Source organism: Nitrosomonas sp. (assembly GCF_019635155.1).
Lineage (GTDB): Bacteria > Pseudomonadota > Gammaproteobacteria > Burkholderiales > Nitrosomonadaceae > Nitrosomonas.
Genome location: NZ_JAHBZY010000002.1, coordinates 150,316 through 167,656 on the forward strand (window position 1 = coordinate 150,316; position 17,341 = coordinate 167,656).

15 protein-coding genes and 1 pseudogene are annotated in these 17,341 nt (G+C 49.2%); 5 read left to right on the forward strand and 11 right to left on the reverse strand.

Annotated elements, in window-relative coordinates; all coding sequences use genetic code 11:
- Positions 1 to 19: 19 nt before the first annotated feature.
- The 6 genes and pseudogenes from KF839_RS02270 to KF839_RS02290 form a co-directional block, all read right to left on the reverse strand.
- Positions 20 to 2,608: an N-6 DNA methylase gene (locus tag KF839_RS02270; protein ID WP_292916199.1), complete on the reverse strand. Its 2,589-nt coding sequence runs from the start codon at positions 2,606 to 2,608 to the stop codon at positions 20 to 22.
- 12 nt (positions 2,609 to 2,620) lie between these two features.
- Complete coding sequence (locus tag KF839_RS02275) at positions 2,621 to 4,732, reverse strand: DEAD/DEAH box helicase family protein (RefSeq protein WP_416362342.1); 2,112 nt, start codon at positions 4,730 to 4,732, stop codon at positions 2,621 to 2,623.
- Positions 4,733 to 4,825: 93 nt separating this feature from the next.
- Positions 4,826 to 5,173 (reverse strand): annotated as a pseudogene (locus KF839_RS14845) (type I restriction enzyme HsdR N-terminal domain-containing protein); the annotation flags it as partial.
- A 166-nt stretch (positions 5,174 to 5,339) separates the two neighbouring features.
- The gene (locus tag KF839_RS02280) at positions 5,340 to 5,579 is read right to left on the reverse strand and encodes a hypothetical protein (RefSeq protein ID WP_292916201.1); all 240 of its coding nucleotides are present in this window, start codon (positions 5,577 to 5,579) and stop codon (positions 5,340 to 5,342) included.
- Between the two features lie 181 nt (positions 5,580 to 5,760).
- The gene (locus tag KF839_RS02285) at positions 5,761 to 5,925 is read right to left on the reverse strand and encodes a hypothetical protein (protein WP_292916202.1); all 165 of its coding nucleotides are present in this window, start codon (positions 5,923 to 5,925) and stop codon (positions 5,761 to 5,763) included.
- A gap of 84 nt (positions 5,926 to 6,009) precedes the next feature.
- The gene (locus tag KF839_RS02290; protein WP_292916203.1) at positions 6,010 to 6,339 is read right to left on the reverse strand and encodes a hypothetical protein; all 330 of its coding nucleotides are present in this window, start codon (positions 6,337 to 6,339) and stop codon (positions 6,010 to 6,012) included.
- Positions 6,340 to 6,630: 291 nt separating this feature from the next.
- Here KF839_RS02290 and KF839_RS02295 point away from each other — a divergent pair, with 291 nt between their 5' ends.
- Positions 6,631 to 7,443 carry a hypothetical protein gene (locus tag KF839_RS02295; protein ID WP_292916204.1) on the forward strand — a complete coding sequence of 271 codons (813 nt, stop codon included), beginning with the start codon at positions 6,631 to 6,633 and terminating at the stop codon, positions 7,441 to 7,443.
- 64 nt (positions 7,444 to 7,507) lie between these two features.
- Here the strand turns inward: KF839_RS02295 and KF839_RS02300 are convergent, their stop codons facing one another.
- Positions 7,508 to 8,218, reverse strand: a complete 711-nt coding sequence (locus KF839_RS02300; RefSeq protein ID WP_292916205.1) for a glutathione S-transferase family protein — start codon at positions 8,216 to 8,218, stop codon at positions 7,508 to 7,510.
- A gap of 118 nt (positions 8,219 to 8,336) precedes the next feature.
- Between KF839_RS02300 and KF839_RS02305 the strand changes: the two genes are divergently transcribed.
- Positions 8,337 to 8,699, forward strand: coding sequence for a winged helix-turn-helix transcriptional regulator (locus tag KF839_RS02305; protein WP_292916206.1), 363 nt, complete (start codon positions 8,337 to 8,339; stop codon positions 8,697 to 8,699).
- Between the two features lie 76 nt (positions 8,700 to 8,775).
- Here KF839_RS02305 and KF839_RS02310 read toward each other — a convergent pair whose 3' ends face one another.
- From KF839_RS02310 to KF839_RS02330, 4 genes are all read right to left on the reverse strand, one after another.
- On the reverse strand, positions 8,776 to 10,152 hold the full coding sequence (locus KF839_RS02310; RefSeq protein ID WP_292916207.1) for an ammonium transporter family protein: 1,377 nt from the start codon (positions 10,150 to 10,152) through the stop codon (positions 8,776 to 8,778).
- A gap of 370 nt (positions 10,153 to 10,522) precedes the next feature.
- The gene (locus KF839_RS02315) at positions 10,523 to 11,038 is read right to left on the reverse strand and encodes a CNP1-like family protein (protein WP_292916208.1); all 516 of its coding nucleotides are present in this window, start codon (positions 11,036 to 11,038) and stop codon (positions 10,523 to 10,525) included.
- On the reverse strand, positions 11,035 to 13,023 hold the full coding sequence (locus tag KF839_RS14795) for a DUF3501 family protein (RefSeq protein ID WP_323802042.1): 1,989 nt from the start codon (positions 13,021 to 13,023) through the stop codon (positions 11,035 to 11,037). Before KF839_RS14795 ends, KF839_RS02315 begins: the two co-directional genes overlap by 4 nt.
- Before the next feature lie 94 nt (positions 13,024 to 13,117).
- Positions 13,118 to 13,537: a rubrerythrin family protein gene (locus KF839_RS02330; protein ID WP_292916209.1), complete on the reverse strand. Its 420-nt coding sequence runs from the start codon at positions 13,535 to 13,537 to the stop codon at positions 13,118 to 13,120.
- Between the two features lie 474 nt (positions 13,538 to 14,011).
- On the opposite strand from KF839_RS02330, the gene KF839_RS02335 reads away from it, so the two are divergent.
- The 3 genes from KF839_RS02335 (at position 14,012) to leuD (ending at position 17,318) form a co-directional block, all read left to right on the forward strand.
- The gene (locus tag KF839_RS02335; protein ID WP_292916210.1) at positions 14,012 to 15,157 is read left to right on the forward strand and encodes an MFS transporter; all 1,146 of its coding nucleotides are present in this window, start codon (positions 14,012 to 14,014) and stop codon (positions 15,155 to 15,157) included.
- A gap of 81 nt (positions 15,158 to 15,238) precedes the next feature.
- Positions 15,239 to 16,648, forward strand: coding sequence for a 3-isopropylmalate dehydratase large subunit (gene leuC / locus KF839_RS02340; protein ID WP_292916211.1), 1,410 nt, complete (start codon positions 15,239 to 15,241; stop codon positions 16,646 to 16,648).
- Positions 16,649 to 16,679: 31 nt separating this feature from the next.
- Complete coding sequence (gene leuD / locus KF839_RS02345; protein WP_292916212.1) at positions 16,680 to 17,318, forward strand: 3-isopropylmalate dehydratase small subunit; 639 nt, start codon at positions 16,680 to 16,682, stop codon at positions 17,316 to 17,318.
- Positions 17,319 to 17,341: the final 23 nt, after the last annotated feature.

Genomic DNA, 17,341 nt, shown 5'->3' on the forward strand with positions numbered 1-17,341 from the left:
GAGTTGGTCAGGTCTTTGCTCATGCGGTTTCCCCCCAGACACGGTTGATGACGGCTTTGATTTTGTCTTCGAAGAGTCGGATCAATTCCTTGTTGGCGTTGACCAGGCGCAGCTCGGCTTCGATTTTGGCGACGATGGTGCGTTGGGTGTTGAGGTCGGGCAGTGGCAACTTAAGAGATCTAAAGAATCCACTATGGACGCTTTGTACCGTAACACCGGGTTTTATGCCTTCAGACAAAATTTGTTGTGCAATCGTCTTGAACATGTAAAGCAGATATTTACTATCAAGTCGGGTTGAATCGGTGCTGATTGCTATTATGTCTTGGTTAAAACACATTGAACGTGTAGTAATTGCTACTGGGAATGTGTGTTGCAGGATGCCCGAGCGCACAACACATAGTACTGTACCTGCATCGACTAACTTTGTTGCACTATTCGTAATTGCGATCTGGGAAATATGATCTTCAGTATCTTTTATAAGGTCGGTTTTCATATCTTTTGGAGATACCCAAGGAATATCACCTTGCCAATATTCAGACTGTGATTTCGATGGGGTGCCGCCACTACTCATATTTGCAAGCGTGCCTAATTCCACCATCGGCCAGTCGGGGTTGATGGGGATACGGGGCTGGTAATTTTCGACGACTTGGCGGGCGCCGTCGATGATTTTTTGATACCCCTCGATCTCCGCCACGATTTCCTTCTGCACTTCCAGCGGTGGGAGAGGGAAATTAACACTTTCCACATCCTTCTGATTGATGCTTGGATACGCTCCTTTACCCATCATGCCAATCATTTGGTCTACACATGACTGGCTCCGCAACATCAAAAGCACAAACTCAGGTAAAGCAGAATTTGGCTTGACTCGCAGTACCGCAAAGCCGGTTGATGCGATAGCCGTTGCTGATGGATTCTTTAACAAAGTAAACGCTTTGAGATTTGGTCTCACTGTAGAAATCAGCACATCCCCTGATCTTACTTTCCTTCGCGCACGGCTTGGTGCCTCCGCGCTCGGAATGACATTTCCACTCTCGAATTTTCCTGTTTCATTTTCCACCGCTGAAATATCGATATATTCAAATGTCTTCCCTGCGTACACAGTGGTCGGATCAATTGTTTCTGGGTTGATGTCGCAAATGCTCGTCAAGCTCACCATTTCAAATATGGTTGTTGCAGTCTGAGAGTTTGTATACCGTTCTCCACTCAAATTCCACTCACCATTCTCGCCGATTCTTTCCTTAGCCACGAGACTCAAATTGGCGATATTCGCAGCATCCAACACCGCACCATTACGCACGCTTTCCAACCAGCCTTTGATATTGTGTACCGCTGCCGGTAAATCGTTGTGATCGACCGGGCGGCGTTGCGCACCGAGGTGGTAGCCGTCGCTGCCGATTTTGACGAACAGGATCGCGCCGGTCTTTTTCGCCAGTCGCTTGTCCATGACCAGGATCGAGGTTTTTACCCCACTGTACGGATTGAACACTCCGGCGGGCAACGAAATGACCGCAACCAGATAATGCTTCACCAGCATTTCGCGCAGTTGTTTGTAGGCATTGCCGCTCTGGAAAATGATGCCTTCGGGCACGATCACGGCGGCGCGACCGTTGGGCGTCAGGTGTTCTGCGATGTAGTCGACGAACAAAACTTCCGAGCGTGTCGCGGCTACGGAAAACCGTTTATGCGGCTTGATGCCGCCTTTCGGCGACATGAACGGCGGATTGGCGAGGATAATGTCGGCGAGTTCGTTCCATTTCTCATCGCTGGTGAGGGTGTCGTATTCGTCGATATGCGGGCTGGCGAAGCCGTGCAGATACATATTCACCAGCGACAGACGCACCATGTCCGGCGAAATATCGTAGCCGCGGATATTGGCGGCGAGGCGCTTTTTATCATCCGGCGTGAGCAAATCGCCCTTGTAATGCAGCGGGTTGTCGAGCGTCAGCGCTTCCAGCGACACGCCGGTTTCGTCAAACGCTTCGCGGTCTTGCTGCGCTTTGTAGCCTTTCGTATTGTGTTTGAGGATATGTTTGTACGACGAAATCAAAAACCCTGCCGTGCCGCAGGCCGGGTCGAGAATCGATTCGTCCTTTTTCGGATCGATGAGCTCCACCATGAAGTCGATGATGTGACGCGGCGTGCGGAATTGCCCGGCATCGCCCTGGCTGCCCAGCACCGACAGCAGGTATTCGAAGGCATCGCCCAGCCGTTCGGAATGATCGTAAGTGAAACCGTTAATTTCCTTCAGAAAACCGCGCAGCGTTTCCGGATCGCGGTACGGCAAATAGGCGTTCTTGAAAATATCGCGGAACAGCGCGGGTACCCCCGGATTTTCGTTCATTTTACCGATGGCTTCGGAATAAAGGCTCAGCATATCGAAGCCGCCCATGCCCGGTGCCATCAAGTTGGACCAGCCGTATTTGGCAAATTCACCGGTGAAAAAGCTGCGTTTGCCGCCCAGTGCCTCGGCTTCGGCATCCATATCGTCCATGAACTTATAAATCAGCGCGATGGTGATCTGCTCGACCTGCGATTTGGGATCGGGCACTTTGCCGACTAAAATATCGCGACAGGAATCGATGCGGCGTTTGGTTTCGGAATCCAGCATTGGGTTATCGGGTTACTTGAATGGGTCGAGTGGAAGGTATTGATTGACGTATTCCGGGATGCGGTTGCGCCATGCCACGGGTACAGCCGTGAAATCAGCCATATTAAAACTTGGGTTTACGTTCAGTTCAGTCAGGCGGCCATTTTCGATGATGTAGCGCAGATGGCCATCGGTGGCATACGCCTTGAAATAGCTCTTCAGTGCGACGATGGCATCCGCGTGCAATTCCAGTTCTTCCGGTGACAAATCGAGCAAGAGTTTCTGAAATTCGTCTTCCAATAATTCATCCTTCGATTTGAATCCGGGAATCAAACCGAATACTTTCTCCAGCAGTTCCCGCAAACCCAGGTGCCGATCCACGCCAGCCGCGCGGCGCAAGGTTTCCAGCGAGAAGAATTCTTTTGGCTTGTCGAATAAATGGTGATGCACGTAATTGGCCGCTTGATCCCATTGCGCATTTTCAACCAGGGTTTTCAGCGTGCTATCGCTTTGCGCTTGTTCCTCGAATTTATTGAAAAACATGCGGTCGATTTTCATGCCGTGCTCGCCGATTTGGTGCTCCCCGAGCGCGGTAAGGGTATCCGCACCGCCGTATCGGAACGAACCCGGTGGCGACGGGGGCGGTGGCGGCGATATTTCCGGTTGTCTGCCGTTTTGCTGCAACCGAGGTAATTGCAGCTTTTCGTCGTAATCGAATTTTTCCTCAAAGTATTCGCAATTCGCAAAGAAGTCGAATAGCTTGAAGCGGGTTTTTTCTCGTGTTCCAAGTTGTCGCTTCAGTGCCGGATCGAAAAGCTGTTCCAGGAAATCATGCTTGCGTGTGCCGCGCCCTTTGATCTGCACGAAATCCTGCGGCGAGAAAATCGGGCGCATCATCGCCAGATTGAGAATATCCGGGCAATCGTAGCCGGTGGTCATCATGCCGACAGTGACGCAAACGCGCGCTTTGCTGGTGCGGTAGTTCTCCTCGAAATTAGCCGAACCGAGCAAATTGTTGTTGGCGAAGTTGAGGGTAAATTGCTGCGCTTCGGGGATCAGCGACGTCACTTGCACGGCAAAGTCGGATTGATACTTGCCGGGGAAATAGGCATCGGCCAGTTCGTTGAGAATTTGCGTCAGCTTGGCGGCATGATTCTGACTGACGGCAAACACGATGCTTTTGCCGATTTCGCCGCTGATGGGGTCGCGCAGCGCATTGCGCATAAGTGTTTCACAAAATAATCGATTGGTGGCTTCGGAAAAAAACTTTTTCTCGAAGTCCTTTTGATAAAAATTTTCGGATGCTTCATTTCCATCGTTGTCCACCACGGCAGCGGCATAGCCTTTGTCGGACAACAGTTGGGTGGTAATGTCGCTGCGCGCATCCACGACTAGCGGATTGATGAGAAATCCTTCGCGCACGCCGTCGAGCAGCGAGTAGCGGAAAGTCGGCTCTCCGGATTCGCAGCCGAAGGTGCGGTAGGTATCGAGCAATAGACGCCGTTCCAACTCGCGCGGATCGCGCGTATTGGATTTGCTGCTGTCGAATCGTTTCAGATAATCCTTGGGTGTTGCGGTCAGTCCCAGCTTGTAGCCGACAAAATATTCGAACACCGCGCGGGCATTGCCGCCGATGGAGCGGTGTGCTTCGTCGGAAATCACCAGATCGAAGTCCGTCGGAGAAAATAGACGCTGGTATTTGCCGTTAAACAGTAGGGATTGCACGGTAGTGACAACGATCTCGGCTTTACGCCACTCATCCCGGCGTTCTTTGTATATGACCGAGGTGTAATCGTTCTTTAAATAGGCGACGAATGCCTTGTTGGCTTGATCTTCCAGTTCCAGCCTGTCCACCAGAAACAACACGCGGTGCGCGTTGCCGGTACGCAGGAAAAGCTTGATGACTGCGGCGGCGGTCAGCGTTTTGCCGGTACCGGTCGCCATCTCGAACAGAAAGCGGCTCTTTCCTTCCGCCACCGCATCTTGTAGCGCCTGGACAGCGCGTTTTTGATAATCGCGCAGAAACCGCAACCGGTTCTTGGCGATGAAACCAGCCCGTTCGCCTTCATTTTTCCAGCCCGCTTCATTCGCATAGCCCGGCATTTGCGTCAGCGTAATATAGTCCTTTGAGACTATTTCGGACATCAGGCGCTGCGGATCCGGCTGGAAGCGCTGGCATCCTTTGATTGAATCCGGACTGGGAAAGCGCGTGATGACATGTGGATTGCCTTGCTCCAGATCCCAAAAATAATGCAGGTTGCCATTAGAGAGAATCACGAAGCGGCAACGCTGCGACTGAGCATAGCTGCGTGCTTGTTCTTTGCCGATCAGCGGATTTTTATCCTCGGCTTTTGCTTCGAGAACAACGAAGGGATGACCGTGTTCATCCAGCAGTAAGAAATCAACAAAACCCTGACTGGAAGTTTCAAAATTTTCTCCCAAGTCATCGCATTTGACTTGGGTTAGCTTGACGTTGGATTCCAATGCAATATTGGCTTTGCCACAGGTATCATCAAAAAAACGCCAGCCGGATTCTTCGAGCAGTTTATTAATTTTGATTCGTGCTTTGGCTTCTTTAGCGGCCATAAAAAGTGCGCAATCCTTTTGACATACTGAGAGGCGATTTGACGGTGCTTATAATCGCGTGCCGCAATGTATCGTAAAATCCGGTTGAATCCAATCAATTGCTACTCGATGATTAATAGCAACCACACTCCTGCGCGCGAAAATTTTTTCGCTGATTTGCAGCAGATTATCTTGAAACTAAATTCAGCACGATCAGCAAGATCGCGAAAAAAATGGTGTAGTACGTGAATTTTTGCGCATCCTTGGCGTGGTCTTCTTTCGATGGAAATTCTATGTCGGTAGTCTGTTGACCATATTTTTTGCGAATAAACTGATAAACCCGGTCGTAGTTTGAATGCATGTAATGATGATAGATCATCAATGTCAGCGAAACGATCAGGCAGATCCATCCTAATAGCTCGATCATTGTGTGTCCTTTCGTTCAGGAATCGATCCTGTGTCAATTTGGCAAGGATACTTTATACAATATTTACAGGCTGTTCGAAAATGCATGGTGCATCCTGCATGCAAAAATACGACGGACCATGATGCGCTTAATTTCGATATTTTCTTCATACCAGGCATTCTCGCATTTCGCCGGGTTGGCTTTACTGATCGGATGGGAGTAGCCCGATAGCCAATACCTGGAGCAGCATTGCCCGCAGCGCATTCGTGCGTGTCAACCGCTCTTGCGCTGCTACGTTATCATCAGTCTGGCGTCGCAGTGTATCAAAACCGGCTGTCGACAAATTAAAATAGTAATCCTCCCCCACTTAATGTGTCTATACAAGCAAGTGTGCATGGATGCACCGGCGCCAGACAGGCTGATAAATCAACGTCATTAAGCAGATCTTCAATTACAAAATTGCATAAACGAATCCTACGCCGCTAATCACTGTCAGCGTGAGTCCGATGAGAAACAGGGTATCGATAATTTTAGCAAGAGTGAATAAGCGTCTTTTGTGCTGAGTGCGCAATGCCCAGAATGAAAGATAAGTACACAGCAGAAAAAATACGGCGGCTAACGCAAGAATGTCGTCACCGAAGCTTTCAAATTCATGTGCTTTGGATTGACTATGGAGCAAACCGATTCCTGCAACACAAAATCCGGCCAATGATGCGGATGTGGCCAATAACCGGATAAGGAGCTCTCTAGTTCTGGAGATGGATACGGAAGTGGTTATCATTGTTTAAAAGTAATACGTGACGAAATCGTGTCAAGAATATTGTTGATCATCGTTCAGTAATACATCTTCTTATGTGTTTCAGGGCAGGATATGGTTGCAATTTAACTGCGGATAATTGAATGACTTCAAGCTGTCGAAGCGACAACAATTTCCTGCCATATCTCCCGGAATGTTGACCTTAATCAACAAACTTAATTCTATTTCTAATGAATAATGTGGATCGTCATGATTATTAAATACTTCAAGTTTATCGTAGCGAGGCGATTTGTTATTAACTCCTAACTTATAACTATGAAAATGTTTGTTGCGGTTCCGTTTATAATTGTCATCGCTGTTTTTACCTATCAAGCGCTTATCAGAGTACCCAAAGCGCTTAAAAGAACATTTTATGGAAACTCGGATACACATTTGCCCTGCCTTCATAACTCCTTTAAAGTCATAACACCCGATTACAAATGCAGCGATTTTATCGAAAAATTCGACTTTGCCGGCGCAAAAATCCTACCTGCATGCGGTTACTACAACATCACCTACACCAACCGGAATGGTATAACAACCAACCGCAACATAAGCGTCAGCCGCGTTTATGAAAATAATGGAAAATTTGTTGTCGATGCTTATTGCCATCTGCATGCAAGCCGCCGCTCTTTTTTCTATTACCGCATCAATCGCGCGGTTGACCTCGATACCGGACAATTCGTGAACTGCCTGGCACAATCCGCCATGATCAACTTTAATGACATCGGCATTCAGGAAATATGGAATACCATTGATAATGAAATGATGGGGCTTTATCTTTTGGGATTCATCTGTTGCACGGATCGGCGCATGCTCAAAAGGGAGCGCGCTATTATCGCCGATTACCTGAAGTGCCGCCGTCCGGATATCGTCCTGGCTGATGAACAGCTTGAGCGCCTGCTCAAAAGACTCGGTATGCCTGATCCGCGCCAATTCAAAAGAATCGTGTCGGATATGAAAGCCGCTGGTGACATAAGTCGATTGCGTGACATTACCGATTGCGCAAAACGCATTGTCGCCTCTCAGAAAACCGTCGATCCGCTCGAGAAAGCAGCGATTGAGACGCTGGAAGCTGCTTGCAATTGAATAAGCTTGATTTATCCGGTTTTACTTGATGAGGTCAATTTTTTCTTAACCGGAATATAGGGATTCATTGGTTCATGTCACTTATAAAATAGCGTTGTTTGATTTTATCGACATATTGAACGAGATTTTGCTTGGTAAGGCCGTGTTCTTTCAGCGGTGATTCGATCGGGCAGCCGATGATGTTGATCAGCAGGCCGAATGCCGAGGCATCGAGGGTGGTAGGTTTATCACCGAAGAAATAGGGTTGATCGCCCAGCGATACTGTCAGTGCGTCGATATCCTGTTTGCCGAGTGTGAAAATTTCTTCCGGCTGGTGGCGTCCGGTGCCGTGCCCGTAAATCTGCCGCTGGATTTTTTTGCGTGTGCGGTTGGCGGCGATGTCGCGAATAATCGGCGGTAATGGTTCAAATATCGCTTGTTTATTGATTTGCCAGTTTTCTTCGGTGTATTGCCAGCGTGAATACAGCGTCGCCCAAAATAAATGCTCTTCCAATAAACGTTGCAATGCGGTTGACGTCGCCAGTTCGGTAGCGGTTAAACCCTGGTCCAGATCGGTGTAATGGGTTTTTAAATAATCGATGATAAAGCGCGAATCCGCGATGGCGGCACCATTGTCTTCGATATAAGGAAGCTTGCCTTTTGGTGCGCCGAATGGCAGCGACGGCTTGAGTTCATAAGGAATTCCGGCCATGCGCAAGTAGGTTTCGACTTTGCAGCAAAACGGGCTTAAGTTCGGAATACTCCAGGTGCGTTTGAATTGATAGAGTTTGAGCATGATTAAGATCCTTTTTGTAAGTTACTTGCTTAATGCAAGTTACTCTACCCCATACACTTGCGAATTGCAAGTGTATGGCTTACAGTAAATTCGATCACTTTATGAGATGCGTTGACCGATGACCGACGAACCCGATAAATCAAAGTTTGACCGATCCTGCTGCCCGATTGCTTGCGCGCTGGATCAGCTCGGCGATAAATGGACGCTGCTGATTATTCGTGACCTGTTACTGGGTAAAAAACGCTATCAGGAATTCTTGGCGTCACCTGAGCAAATTGCCACCAATATTTTGGCCGATCGGTTGAAAAAATTGGAAGCGGATGGATTTGTGGTGCAGCAGGCTTATCAACAGAATCCGGTGCGCTACGAATATAAGCTGACTCAGAAAGGGGAGGATTTGGCACCGGTGTTGCAGGCATTGGTGACTTGGGGAAAAAGTCATTATCCGGGCAGTAGGGTATTTAAAGCTGTTAAGCCGTAATCGATTAGCCAAGACGAAGTCAGGGAAGCGCGAACGCTCAGCACCCCGGCTTTGCGTGGTGCTGAGTTGTAGGCAATTAAAGCGATGATTGAGGATTATTGTCAACGCGCTGACTGTGCGTCGCGGATGCAGTATTCTCCAAAATCATGATGCGGGATTCCAGTTGTGCAATCAATGCTCTTGTGTCCGGCGATTCAACCGGAGCTTGCGGTTTTGGTGCTGAACCGCGTGTTTCCAGAGCTTCCACGCGGGCTTGTAATCGCTGTGGAAGATCTTCCGATTCGGGGCCCTCAAGATGCGTGAATTCCACGCTATCTTCATAGGGATCGCGCGTTGTACCTGTTGCTCTAATGATATAACCGGCCAGCAGACCGCCGGTAATGGCGATAATCAGGGTTATTGCTATGCCGTTGAATTGCGCGATGGCAATATCCGGCACAATTAAGAAAGCGCTCATTCCACCCAGCAATCCTGGCATGCCATGCAGATTATGCACCCCGCAAGTATCTACGAGCTTGAATCGGGATTCCAATGCGGGTTGCAGGAAAACATATCCCAGGACGGAAACGATTCCGGCCAACAAACCGATACCGAAAGCGCCACCGGGGGAAACTACATCGCATACCGAGCCGATGGCGACGCCGCCCGCCAGTGCGGCATTCGCCATATCAACCATGGATGTTTTGCCGTTGTGCAGCTTGGAGCTTAGGAAATAGGTGGCAATGGTCGCGCCGGAAAGCGCTAGCAGGGTATTGGCAACGGTTTGCGGCATGTTTTCCAGTGGTACCAATGCAGTTGCAAAACTCGGCCAGAATAACCACAGCACCATGGAACCGAGCATCGCGAAGCGATCGGACGTATGATCCGATTCAATCGGTTTGCTGCGTTGGTATTCGGTGGTTAGTACGATCGACATGGCAAGTCCGAAATACGCGCCAAACGCATGAATGACAATCGATCCCGCGGAATCCTGGAATCCCGTGGTGTATCCGATGGCGTCATCAAGTACCAGCCACTCATTTAATAAATAGAGCGGCACAACCAGGAGCGCCAATAAGGCATACTGAAAAACGCGCAAACGTCCCAGTACCGCGCCCATCGCAATCAATGCGGTGGCGACGGACAATTCCGCGTAAAGCAAGGCATCGAGGGTATGAGGCGACAATTGATGTCCGAAAATGCCATTGGCGCGAAGCAGGATATAAAGCGGTAGGCCGACGGCGACAACCAAGTAGGTTCCGGTTACCGCGCCAAATCCGTAACGGCGGACGAATACCATTAAAAAGCCAAAACCAATCAACAGCATGGCGAGAATATGGATGATGTAATTATATTGCGCGACTACGCGAGCTTCGCTCAAAGCCGCGGGGGCTTCGGCGCTTACCCAACTGCTAAAACCCAGGAGAAACAGACTCACCGCGCATGGCAGTGTCAAGCGAAAACTTTTATTCATGTTCTTTTCCTTAAGTTATTAATGATTCGGATTAATTGATGACGAGTTTTGTTGGTAGAGATAATCAGATAAGGCAATTATCCCTGTCGGGAGTGTGAGCTTTAATTCCCCTAAATACAATAGGGAATTTTGAGTTGATGACAACGGAAAATAGGGAAACGCCGAATGGTCCTATGGATAAACGATTTGCTGCGCGAAATGGTGCTTGAAGAGCCGGGGAGGGATTGGCTTAGAAAAGCTTCGGGAGAGTATTGTGTGCAGTTTATCGTTTTGAAGTCAGTATTTAAATGTTCGCTTGGTCTTTCGTAAGCTGCGCTTGATCGCCCGGTTCCGTCTTCCTTGGTTATCTTGCTCCTTTATCTGGAGCTTCTTAGCGATAAATACTGGGGTGCACACCTGCTTTCAGCGCTTGGATAGCTTCTTCGGTGCTGTCGGGTGCTTGCCGGAAAGGGCAAAAGATGCTTCTGGATAGTTCGCGTTGCGCATAGAATTGCCTTACCAGATTAATTTGCTGCCATTCTGCAATTCGAGGCTGCGCCCAGGTTTTATCGTCCCTGCCGAGCGCATATAATTTTCTTTCATTGGTAGTGCAGCGGATACCTTCAAAGGTGACATTGTTTACGCCCGCTGATGATCTAATCACTAATGTAAATCGCACGACGCCGTCTTCGCCGATTTTGATCGATGTGGCATCGACGAAATAACGATTGCTACTGGCTTCTCCGGCATTGAATTCCAGTAGATTGTTCATGCCCGGGTAGGAGGGTAATTGCGCTACTTGTTCAATCCACGGCTTGTCGCTCTCAAACTCATCTTTAAAAGGGGGCTTGGCGCAGGCCGATAACGCCAACACACAAGCGGTCGCAACGACAATGGAAAATTTCATTCGGCGGTCAAGTCATTTAGCAGCGATGCGCGAATCCCGGCAGCCACGGTGTCAATCGTCGCTTGATAAGCCGGGTGATCGATTCCCATGCTCAGAACCGCGCCTTGCTGGAGCGCGCGGATCATGTCAACAGTCAGTTCGAATCGCAAAAAATGAACGGAAGCGGTTTTTTCGCTGTTTTCCCGTTCCAGATCTTCATCGGCGATGGCATAAACCGGCGGGTGATTCGCCACTTTGATCCAGACTTTGTCTTCGATACCGATCATCGTCGCCAATCGCATGGCACGTTCGTCGGGGTCCGGATACTCGATCATCATCGTTGCTTTCCAGTTATGTCCATCCGGTACCAAGGGCGTATAGGTTTCCAGTTCGTGGATAATCTCTTTTTCTTCGAAAATCCGCTCGACGCGCAGCATTTCCTGAATCTGATAGCGAATGGTCAGTTCATCTTCAAATATCAAGGTGACGTGATCGCCGAGATGAATTTTACGTGTTTTTTTATGCATCATGACTTTGGCGCGAAAATCGTTGCGCACTTTGGAATAAGCTTCCAGTGTCAATAGGTTATCCGGGGTAATGGTCGTCATCGATCGATCCTTCGTGGGTGTTGACTGGGTTGCTGCCGGATCGGCGTTCAATGCCGGCGTCGAATCGGTATCCGAGCCATAAGCCATACGCAGCAGAGTCAGCGGGTGCAGCTTCTGCGCCTTGTTTTCACCGATGCCTTGTGCGATATGACGCGCTGCAATGGCGCAATCCGAGCTGATGTAATCCGGTTCGGCGGCTGCCATTTGTTTGAAAACCGGACGGCCGATTTTCATCGAATCGGCAAAATGTTCGCTTTTGACGCCCCAAGTGCCATCATGACCGGAGCAGCGTTCCACGACATTGAGGGTGGTTTCTGGTACTAATTGCAGGATATCTTTGGTTTTTTTTCCAAAATTCTGGACGCGTTGATGGCACGGAATATGGTAGGAAATTTTGCCGAGGGACCGTTTGAAATCGATTTTGAGCAAATTATCCTGATTTCGTAGTGCCAAGTACTCGAACGGATCGAACGTCGCGGCGGCAACGGCTTGAACCGCTGGATCATCCGGGAATAACAGCGGTAATTCCTGCTTATACATCAGCGTACAGGATGGCACTGCCGACAGAATGGCGTAACCGTCCTGAGCCAACTGGAATAGATATGGAATATTTTGATTTTTTAGCTTCTCGACTGTTTCCAAATCTCCCAGTTCCAGCTTTGGCATGCCGCAGCAAGCTTCTTTTTCTACTAAGCGCACCGGAATTTCATTGTGTTCCAGAATGTGCAACAAATCGTGACCAATACCCGGTTCGTTGTAATTAATGTAACAAGTCGCATAAATGGCAACCTTTCCGGGCGTACGGGCGCCGTTTTGCACCGGAAATGAGTCGTTGGGTTTTGCGTTCGAACGGAATTTTGTAGTCGTGTATTCCGGCAATTTTCGCTCGGCATGAATTCCAAGCGTGCTATCCAGCAATTTACGTGCGGCTGGTGTATTTGTGAGCGTGTTGACAGTTTGCACGACCACCGGGATGGTCGCGAGCTTGCCCATTAAATCAGTGCTGGAGAGCAATTCATCACGGAAGCGGGCGCCCTGTTGTTTATATTTCACCGCTTTGGCGCGTAACATGAGGTGCGGAAAATCAATATTCCACTCATGCGGCGGCACGTAGGGGCACTTCGTCATGAAACACATATCGCATAGGTAGCAGCGATCAACAACTTCCCAAAATTGGTTTTTTTCGACACCATCCAGTTCGCCGGTGGTGCTTTCATCGATCAAATCAAATAAACGCGGAAAAGCCGTACACAAATTAACACAGCGACGGCAACCGTGACAGACGTCGAATACCCGTTCCAGTTCCTGATTTAAGCTGGTTTCATCATAAAAATCAGGGTTTTTCCAGTCGATGGGATGGCGTGTGGGTGCTTCGAGACTACCTTCGCGAGTGGCCATAGATCAATATGCTTATTCGAGACAATGGGTAACTGGATGGGGTTTATCCAGCAATTGAATAAACCCCGGTGTTTCAGGACGTGATTGAACGCGATTAATCGGCTAAGCCATCCAATGCGCGCTGGAAACGATTGGCGTGCGAGCGTTCCGCCTTGGCGAGGGTCTCGAACCAGTCGGCGACTTCATCGAAACCTTCATCGCGCGCGGTTTTTGCCATACCGGGGTACATGTCGGTGTATTCGTGTGTTTCACCGGCAATCGCGGTTTTCAGATTATCGCGAGATCCCCCAAAAGGCATGCCGGTTGCCGGATCGCCGCATTTTTCCAAATATTCCAGATGACCGTGGGCATGACCGGTTTCGCCTTCTGCGGTGGAACGGAAAACCGCAGCAACATCATTTTGACCTTCCACATCAGCTTTTGCGGCGAAATACAGATACCGGCGGTTGGCTTGAGATTCTCCGGCGAACGCGGCTTTCAGATTTCCTTCAGTTTTAGATCCTTTGAGTTCCATCATTCTCTCCTTGGTAGTTTGACGAGTTGTTATCGTTGAAATAATGAAAGAAATGTATCCATCACTCACGCTGCAACGGAATTAATCGCGAGACATCAGCACCTGGTAATTTTTGTACCTGACCAAAGTTTCTTCAATTTGATCCAAGGTTGGCGAGCGTGTATGGATACAAAATTCAATCTGTGCGATGAGACTATCGAAGGGTTTAAGGATTGTCAACTACTAACGCCGGGATGCAGCGTGAATGCTGGGGGAGTGCTGAGTAATCGGTTGTATAAGTGAGCCGTGGTGTTTCAGGGGTGTTCGGCGATTCGTAGGTTCTGAGATTCACGCATTTGAATCTCGAATTCTTGTAAAATCCACGGGTTCTAGAATGCTGGCTCGATTTCCCGAATTTCAGGCAGCGCTCTCAAAACCGGCATCATGCCAGGGAATTTTATCTAAATTACGCTTAAATCAGTCTTTATTGACACTATGCCGACACTTCCCTATTGGCGTTTATCCGGGTTTTATTTTTTCTATTTCGCTTTTATCGGGGCATTTTCACCGTATTGGAGCCTTTATTTGCAATCGTTGCAATTTAGTGCGCTGCAAATCGGTGTGCTGATGTCACTATTATTGGTAACGCGGATATTTTCTCCAGCGGCCTGGGGATGGTTGGCGGATCATACCGGAAAACGCGTGCGCGTGGTTCAATTGGCCGCTGTCAGCGGTTTAATCAGCTATGGTGGTTTTTTCCTTGGGGAATCATTCACCTGGATCTTTATCGTTATGCTGTTGATGAGTTTCTTCTGGAGCGCTTCGCTGCCTTTGATGGAAGCCATTACGCTGTCGCATCTGGGGGACTCCACCGATCGATACGGGCGGATTCGTTCCTGGGGCTCGGTTGGGTTCGTGGTATCGGTGGTGGGCGTTGGTTATCTGCTGGAAATCGTTGAAATCATTTGGTTGCTTTGGATCGTGCTGGGATTGAAGGTGGGGATTGCACTCTTTTCGTATCAGATCCCGGAAAAGGAAATTATCAGTCATGCCAGCGGATTTCATTCGATCCGGCAAATTTGCAGGCGTCCTGAAGTGATGGCTTTTTTATTTTCCAGTTTGTTGATGTTATTTGCACACGGTGCCTATTACACTTTCTTCTCGATTTATTTGGTCGAGCACGGCTATGACAAAGGATTTGTCGGGTGGTTATGGGCCATCGGCGTAATCTGTGAAATCGGGGTTTTTTTCATTATGCCCTGGCTGATGCGGCATTTCCGCCTGAAGCATATTTTGATGTTCAGTTTTGCTTGCGCTGTGCTTCGTTTTGCGATGATAGGCAGTTGGGTTGATTGGCCGATCGTGTTAATTCTGGCGCAAGCGCTACATGCAGCGACATATGGCGCGCATCACGTAGCGGCTATGATGGTGATCCACTATTTCTTTAAAGGGCGTAACCAGGCGAAAGGACAAGCGCTTTATACCAGTGTCGCCTATGGCGTGGGTGGCGCCTTGGGAGCGGTGTCGAGCGGTTATACCTGGGATTGGCTGGGCGCGGAGATCACTTTTTTTATCAGCGCTGCTACGGCGCTGATGGGAATGCTATTAATTACATGGAAGATGCACTCATTTAATCATTAAGCAGGGACAGATCGCTTAGTTTGTTGAATCAGTAAACTTTATGGGATAATTATCGTTTTACAGTTTTTATATTTTTGCCCGATGCAAACGTTATACGACAAGCTTTGGAACCAACATGTGGTCCATACCGAATCCGCCGACCCGCATAGCATGGCATTGATTTATATCGACCGCCATCTCGTGCATGAAGTGACGAGCCCGCAGGCGTTTGAAAGTCTAAAATTGGCAGGGCGGAAACCTTGGCGGCTTAACTCGATTCTGGCTGTGGCGGATCACAATGTACCGACGACTGATCGCACGCAAGGCATCCACGATCCTGTTTCCCGCTTGCAGGTTGAAACGCTGGATCAAAATTGCGATGACTTGGGGATTACCGAATTTAAGATGAACGATCTGCGCCAGGGTATTGTTCATGTGATCGGCCCGGAACAAGGCGCAACGTTACCCGGCATGACCGTCGTGTGTGGAGATTCGCACACCAGTACGCATGGCGCTTTTGGTTGCTTGGCGTTCGGCATTGGTACTTCGGAGGTTGAACACGTGCTGGCGACACAGTGTTTGCTGATGAAAAAATCGAAAACCATGTGTATTTCCGTGGAAGGCGTCTTGGGTTTTGGAATGACTGCAAAAGATATTGCGTTGGCGATTATCGGAGAAATCGGCACCGCCGGTGGAACCGGGTATGCCATTGAGTTCAGCGGCAGCGCGATCCGTGCGTTGTCGATGGAAGGGCGTATGACGCTATGTAATATGGCAATCGAGGCGGGCGCGCGCGCCGGAATGGTGGCCGTTGACGATACTACCATCAATTACATTAAAGGACGGCCGTTCGCGCCGCAAGGCGAGCTGTGGAATAATGCCGTCCAGTATTGGCGTACGCTCCAGAGCGATGAAGGCGCTCATTTCGATAAGACGGTCAAGCTGGACGCCGCGCAAATTAAACCGCAAGTAACCTGGGGGACATCTCCGGAGATGGTAACCACCATCGACGGCGCCGTGCCTGATCCGCTGTCGATCAGCGATGATGTGAAACGTCATGATATGCAACAAGCGCTCAAGTATATGGGGTTGGTTGCCAATACGCCGATTCAGCAAATTATGGTTGATAAAGTTTTTATTGGATCGTGCACCAATTCACGCATCGAGGATTTGCGGGCTGCGGCACAAATCGTGAATGGCAAGCGAATTGCGGCAAACATTAAGCAAGCGCTGGTGGTTCCTGGTTCCGGCCTGGTTAAGCAGCAAGCCGAACAAGAAGGCTTGGATCAAATCTTCAAGGCTGCGGGTTTTGAATGGCGGGAACCCGGTTGTTCGATGTGTCTGGCCATGAACGACGACCGGCTTTTGCCTGGCGAACGCTGTGCATCGACTTCCAATCGAAATTTCGAGGGCCGGCAAGGCCCCGGCGGGCGGACGCATTTGGTGAGCCCGGCGATGGCAGCCGCTGCGGCTGTGGCGGGTCACTTTGTCGATGTGCGCAAGCTGCAGTAAACAATAACCTGTTCTATTCATAAGAAGATCAATGGAAAAATTTCATACGTTGACCGGTTTGGTTGCTCCGATGGATCGCGCCAATGTCGATACCGACGCGATTATTCCTAAACAATTTTTAAAATCGATCAAACGTTCCGGTTTCGGCCAGAATTTGTTTGACGAATGGCGGTTTTTCGATCATGGCGAACCTGGTATGGATCCGGCGAAGCGTCAGCCTAATCCGGATTTCGTGCTGAATCAGCCGCGTTATCAGGGTGCGCAGATTTTACTGGCGCGGGCGAATTTCGGATGCGGGTCGAGCCGCGAACATGCGCCCTGGGCGCTGCAGGATTATGGGTTTCGAGTTATTATCGCGCCGAGTTTTGCTGATATTTTCTTTAATAATTGCTTCAAGATAGGCTTGTTGCCAATTATCTTGAACGAGACAGTGTTGGACCGGCTGTTTGAGGCAGTTAAATCGACCGTCGGTTATCGGCTGACAATTGATTTGCAGAAACAGCATGTATCCACGTCCGGCAATGAAACGTTTCAGTTTGAGATCGATCCGTTTCGCAAGCACTGCCTGTTAAATGGATTGGATGAGATCGGCTTGACCTTGGAGCACGCTGAAAAAATAAAGCAATTTGAGCAGAAACGGCGGGAACAGCAGCCTTGGCTGTTTTTATAAGTGTTATGACGACTAATAATTAA

What these genes read in the sequence shown, in the direction of transcription:
- KF839_RS02270 (WP_292916199.1), bottom strand. Translation starts at nt 2,608, where the DNA reads ATGCTGGATTCCGAAACCAAACGCCGCATCGATTCCTGTCGCGATATT.
- KF839_RS02275 (WP_416362342.1), bottom strand. Translation starts at nt 4,732, where the DNA reads ATGTCCGAAATAGTCTCAAAGGACTATATTACGCTGACGCAAATGCCG.
- KF839_RS02280 (WP_292916201.1), bottom strand. Translation starts at nt 5,579, where the DNA reads ATGATCGAGCTATTAGGATGGATCTGCCTGATCGTTTCGCTGACATTG.
- KF839_RS02290 (WP_292916203.1), bottom strand. Translation starts at nt 6,339, where the DNA reads ATGATAACCACTTCCGTATCCATCTCCAGAACTAGAGAGCTCCTTATC.
- KF839_RS02295 (WP_292916204.1), top strand. Translation starts at nt 6,631, where the DNA reads ATGAAAATGTTTGTTGCGGTTCCGTTTATAATTGTCATCGCTGTTTTT.
- KF839_RS02300 (WP_292916205.1), bottom strand. Translation starts at nt 8,218, where the DNA reads ATGCTCAAACTCTATCAATTCAAACGCACCTGGAGTATTCCGAACTTA.
- KF839_RS02305 (WP_292916206.1), top strand. Translation starts at nt 8,337, where the DNA reads ATGACCGACGAACCCGATAAATCAAAGTTTGACCGATCCTGCTGCCCG.
- KF839_RS02310 (WP_292916207.1), bottom strand. Translation starts at nt 10,152, where the DNA reads ATGAATAAAAGTTTTCGCTTGACACTGCCATGCGCGGTGAGTCTGTTT.
- KF839_RS02315 (WP_292916208.1), bottom strand. Translation starts at nt 11,038, where the DNA reads ATGAAATTTTCCATTGTCGTTGCGACCGCTTGTGTGTTGGCGTTATCG.
- KF839_RS14795 (WP_323802042.1), bottom strand. Translation starts at nt 13,023, where the DNA reads ATGGCCACTCGCGAAGGTAGTCTCGAAGCACCCACACGCCATCCCATC.
- KF839_RS02330 (WP_292916209.1), bottom strand. Translation starts at nt 13,537, where the DNA reads ATGGAACTCAAAGGATCTAAAACTGAAGGAAATCTGAAAGCCGCGTTC.
- KF839_RS02335 (WP_292916210.1), top strand. Translation starts at nt 14,012, where the DNA reads ATGCCGACACTTCCCTATTGGCGTTTATCCGGGTTTTATTTTTTCTAT.
- leuC (WP_292916211.1), top strand. Translation starts at nt 15,239, where the DNA reads ATGCAAACGTTATACGACAAGCTTTGGAACCAACATGTGGTCCATACC.
- leuD (WP_292916212.1), top strand. Translation starts at nt 16,680, where the DNA reads ATGGAAAAATTTCATACGTTGACCGGTTTGGTTGCTCCGATGGATCGC.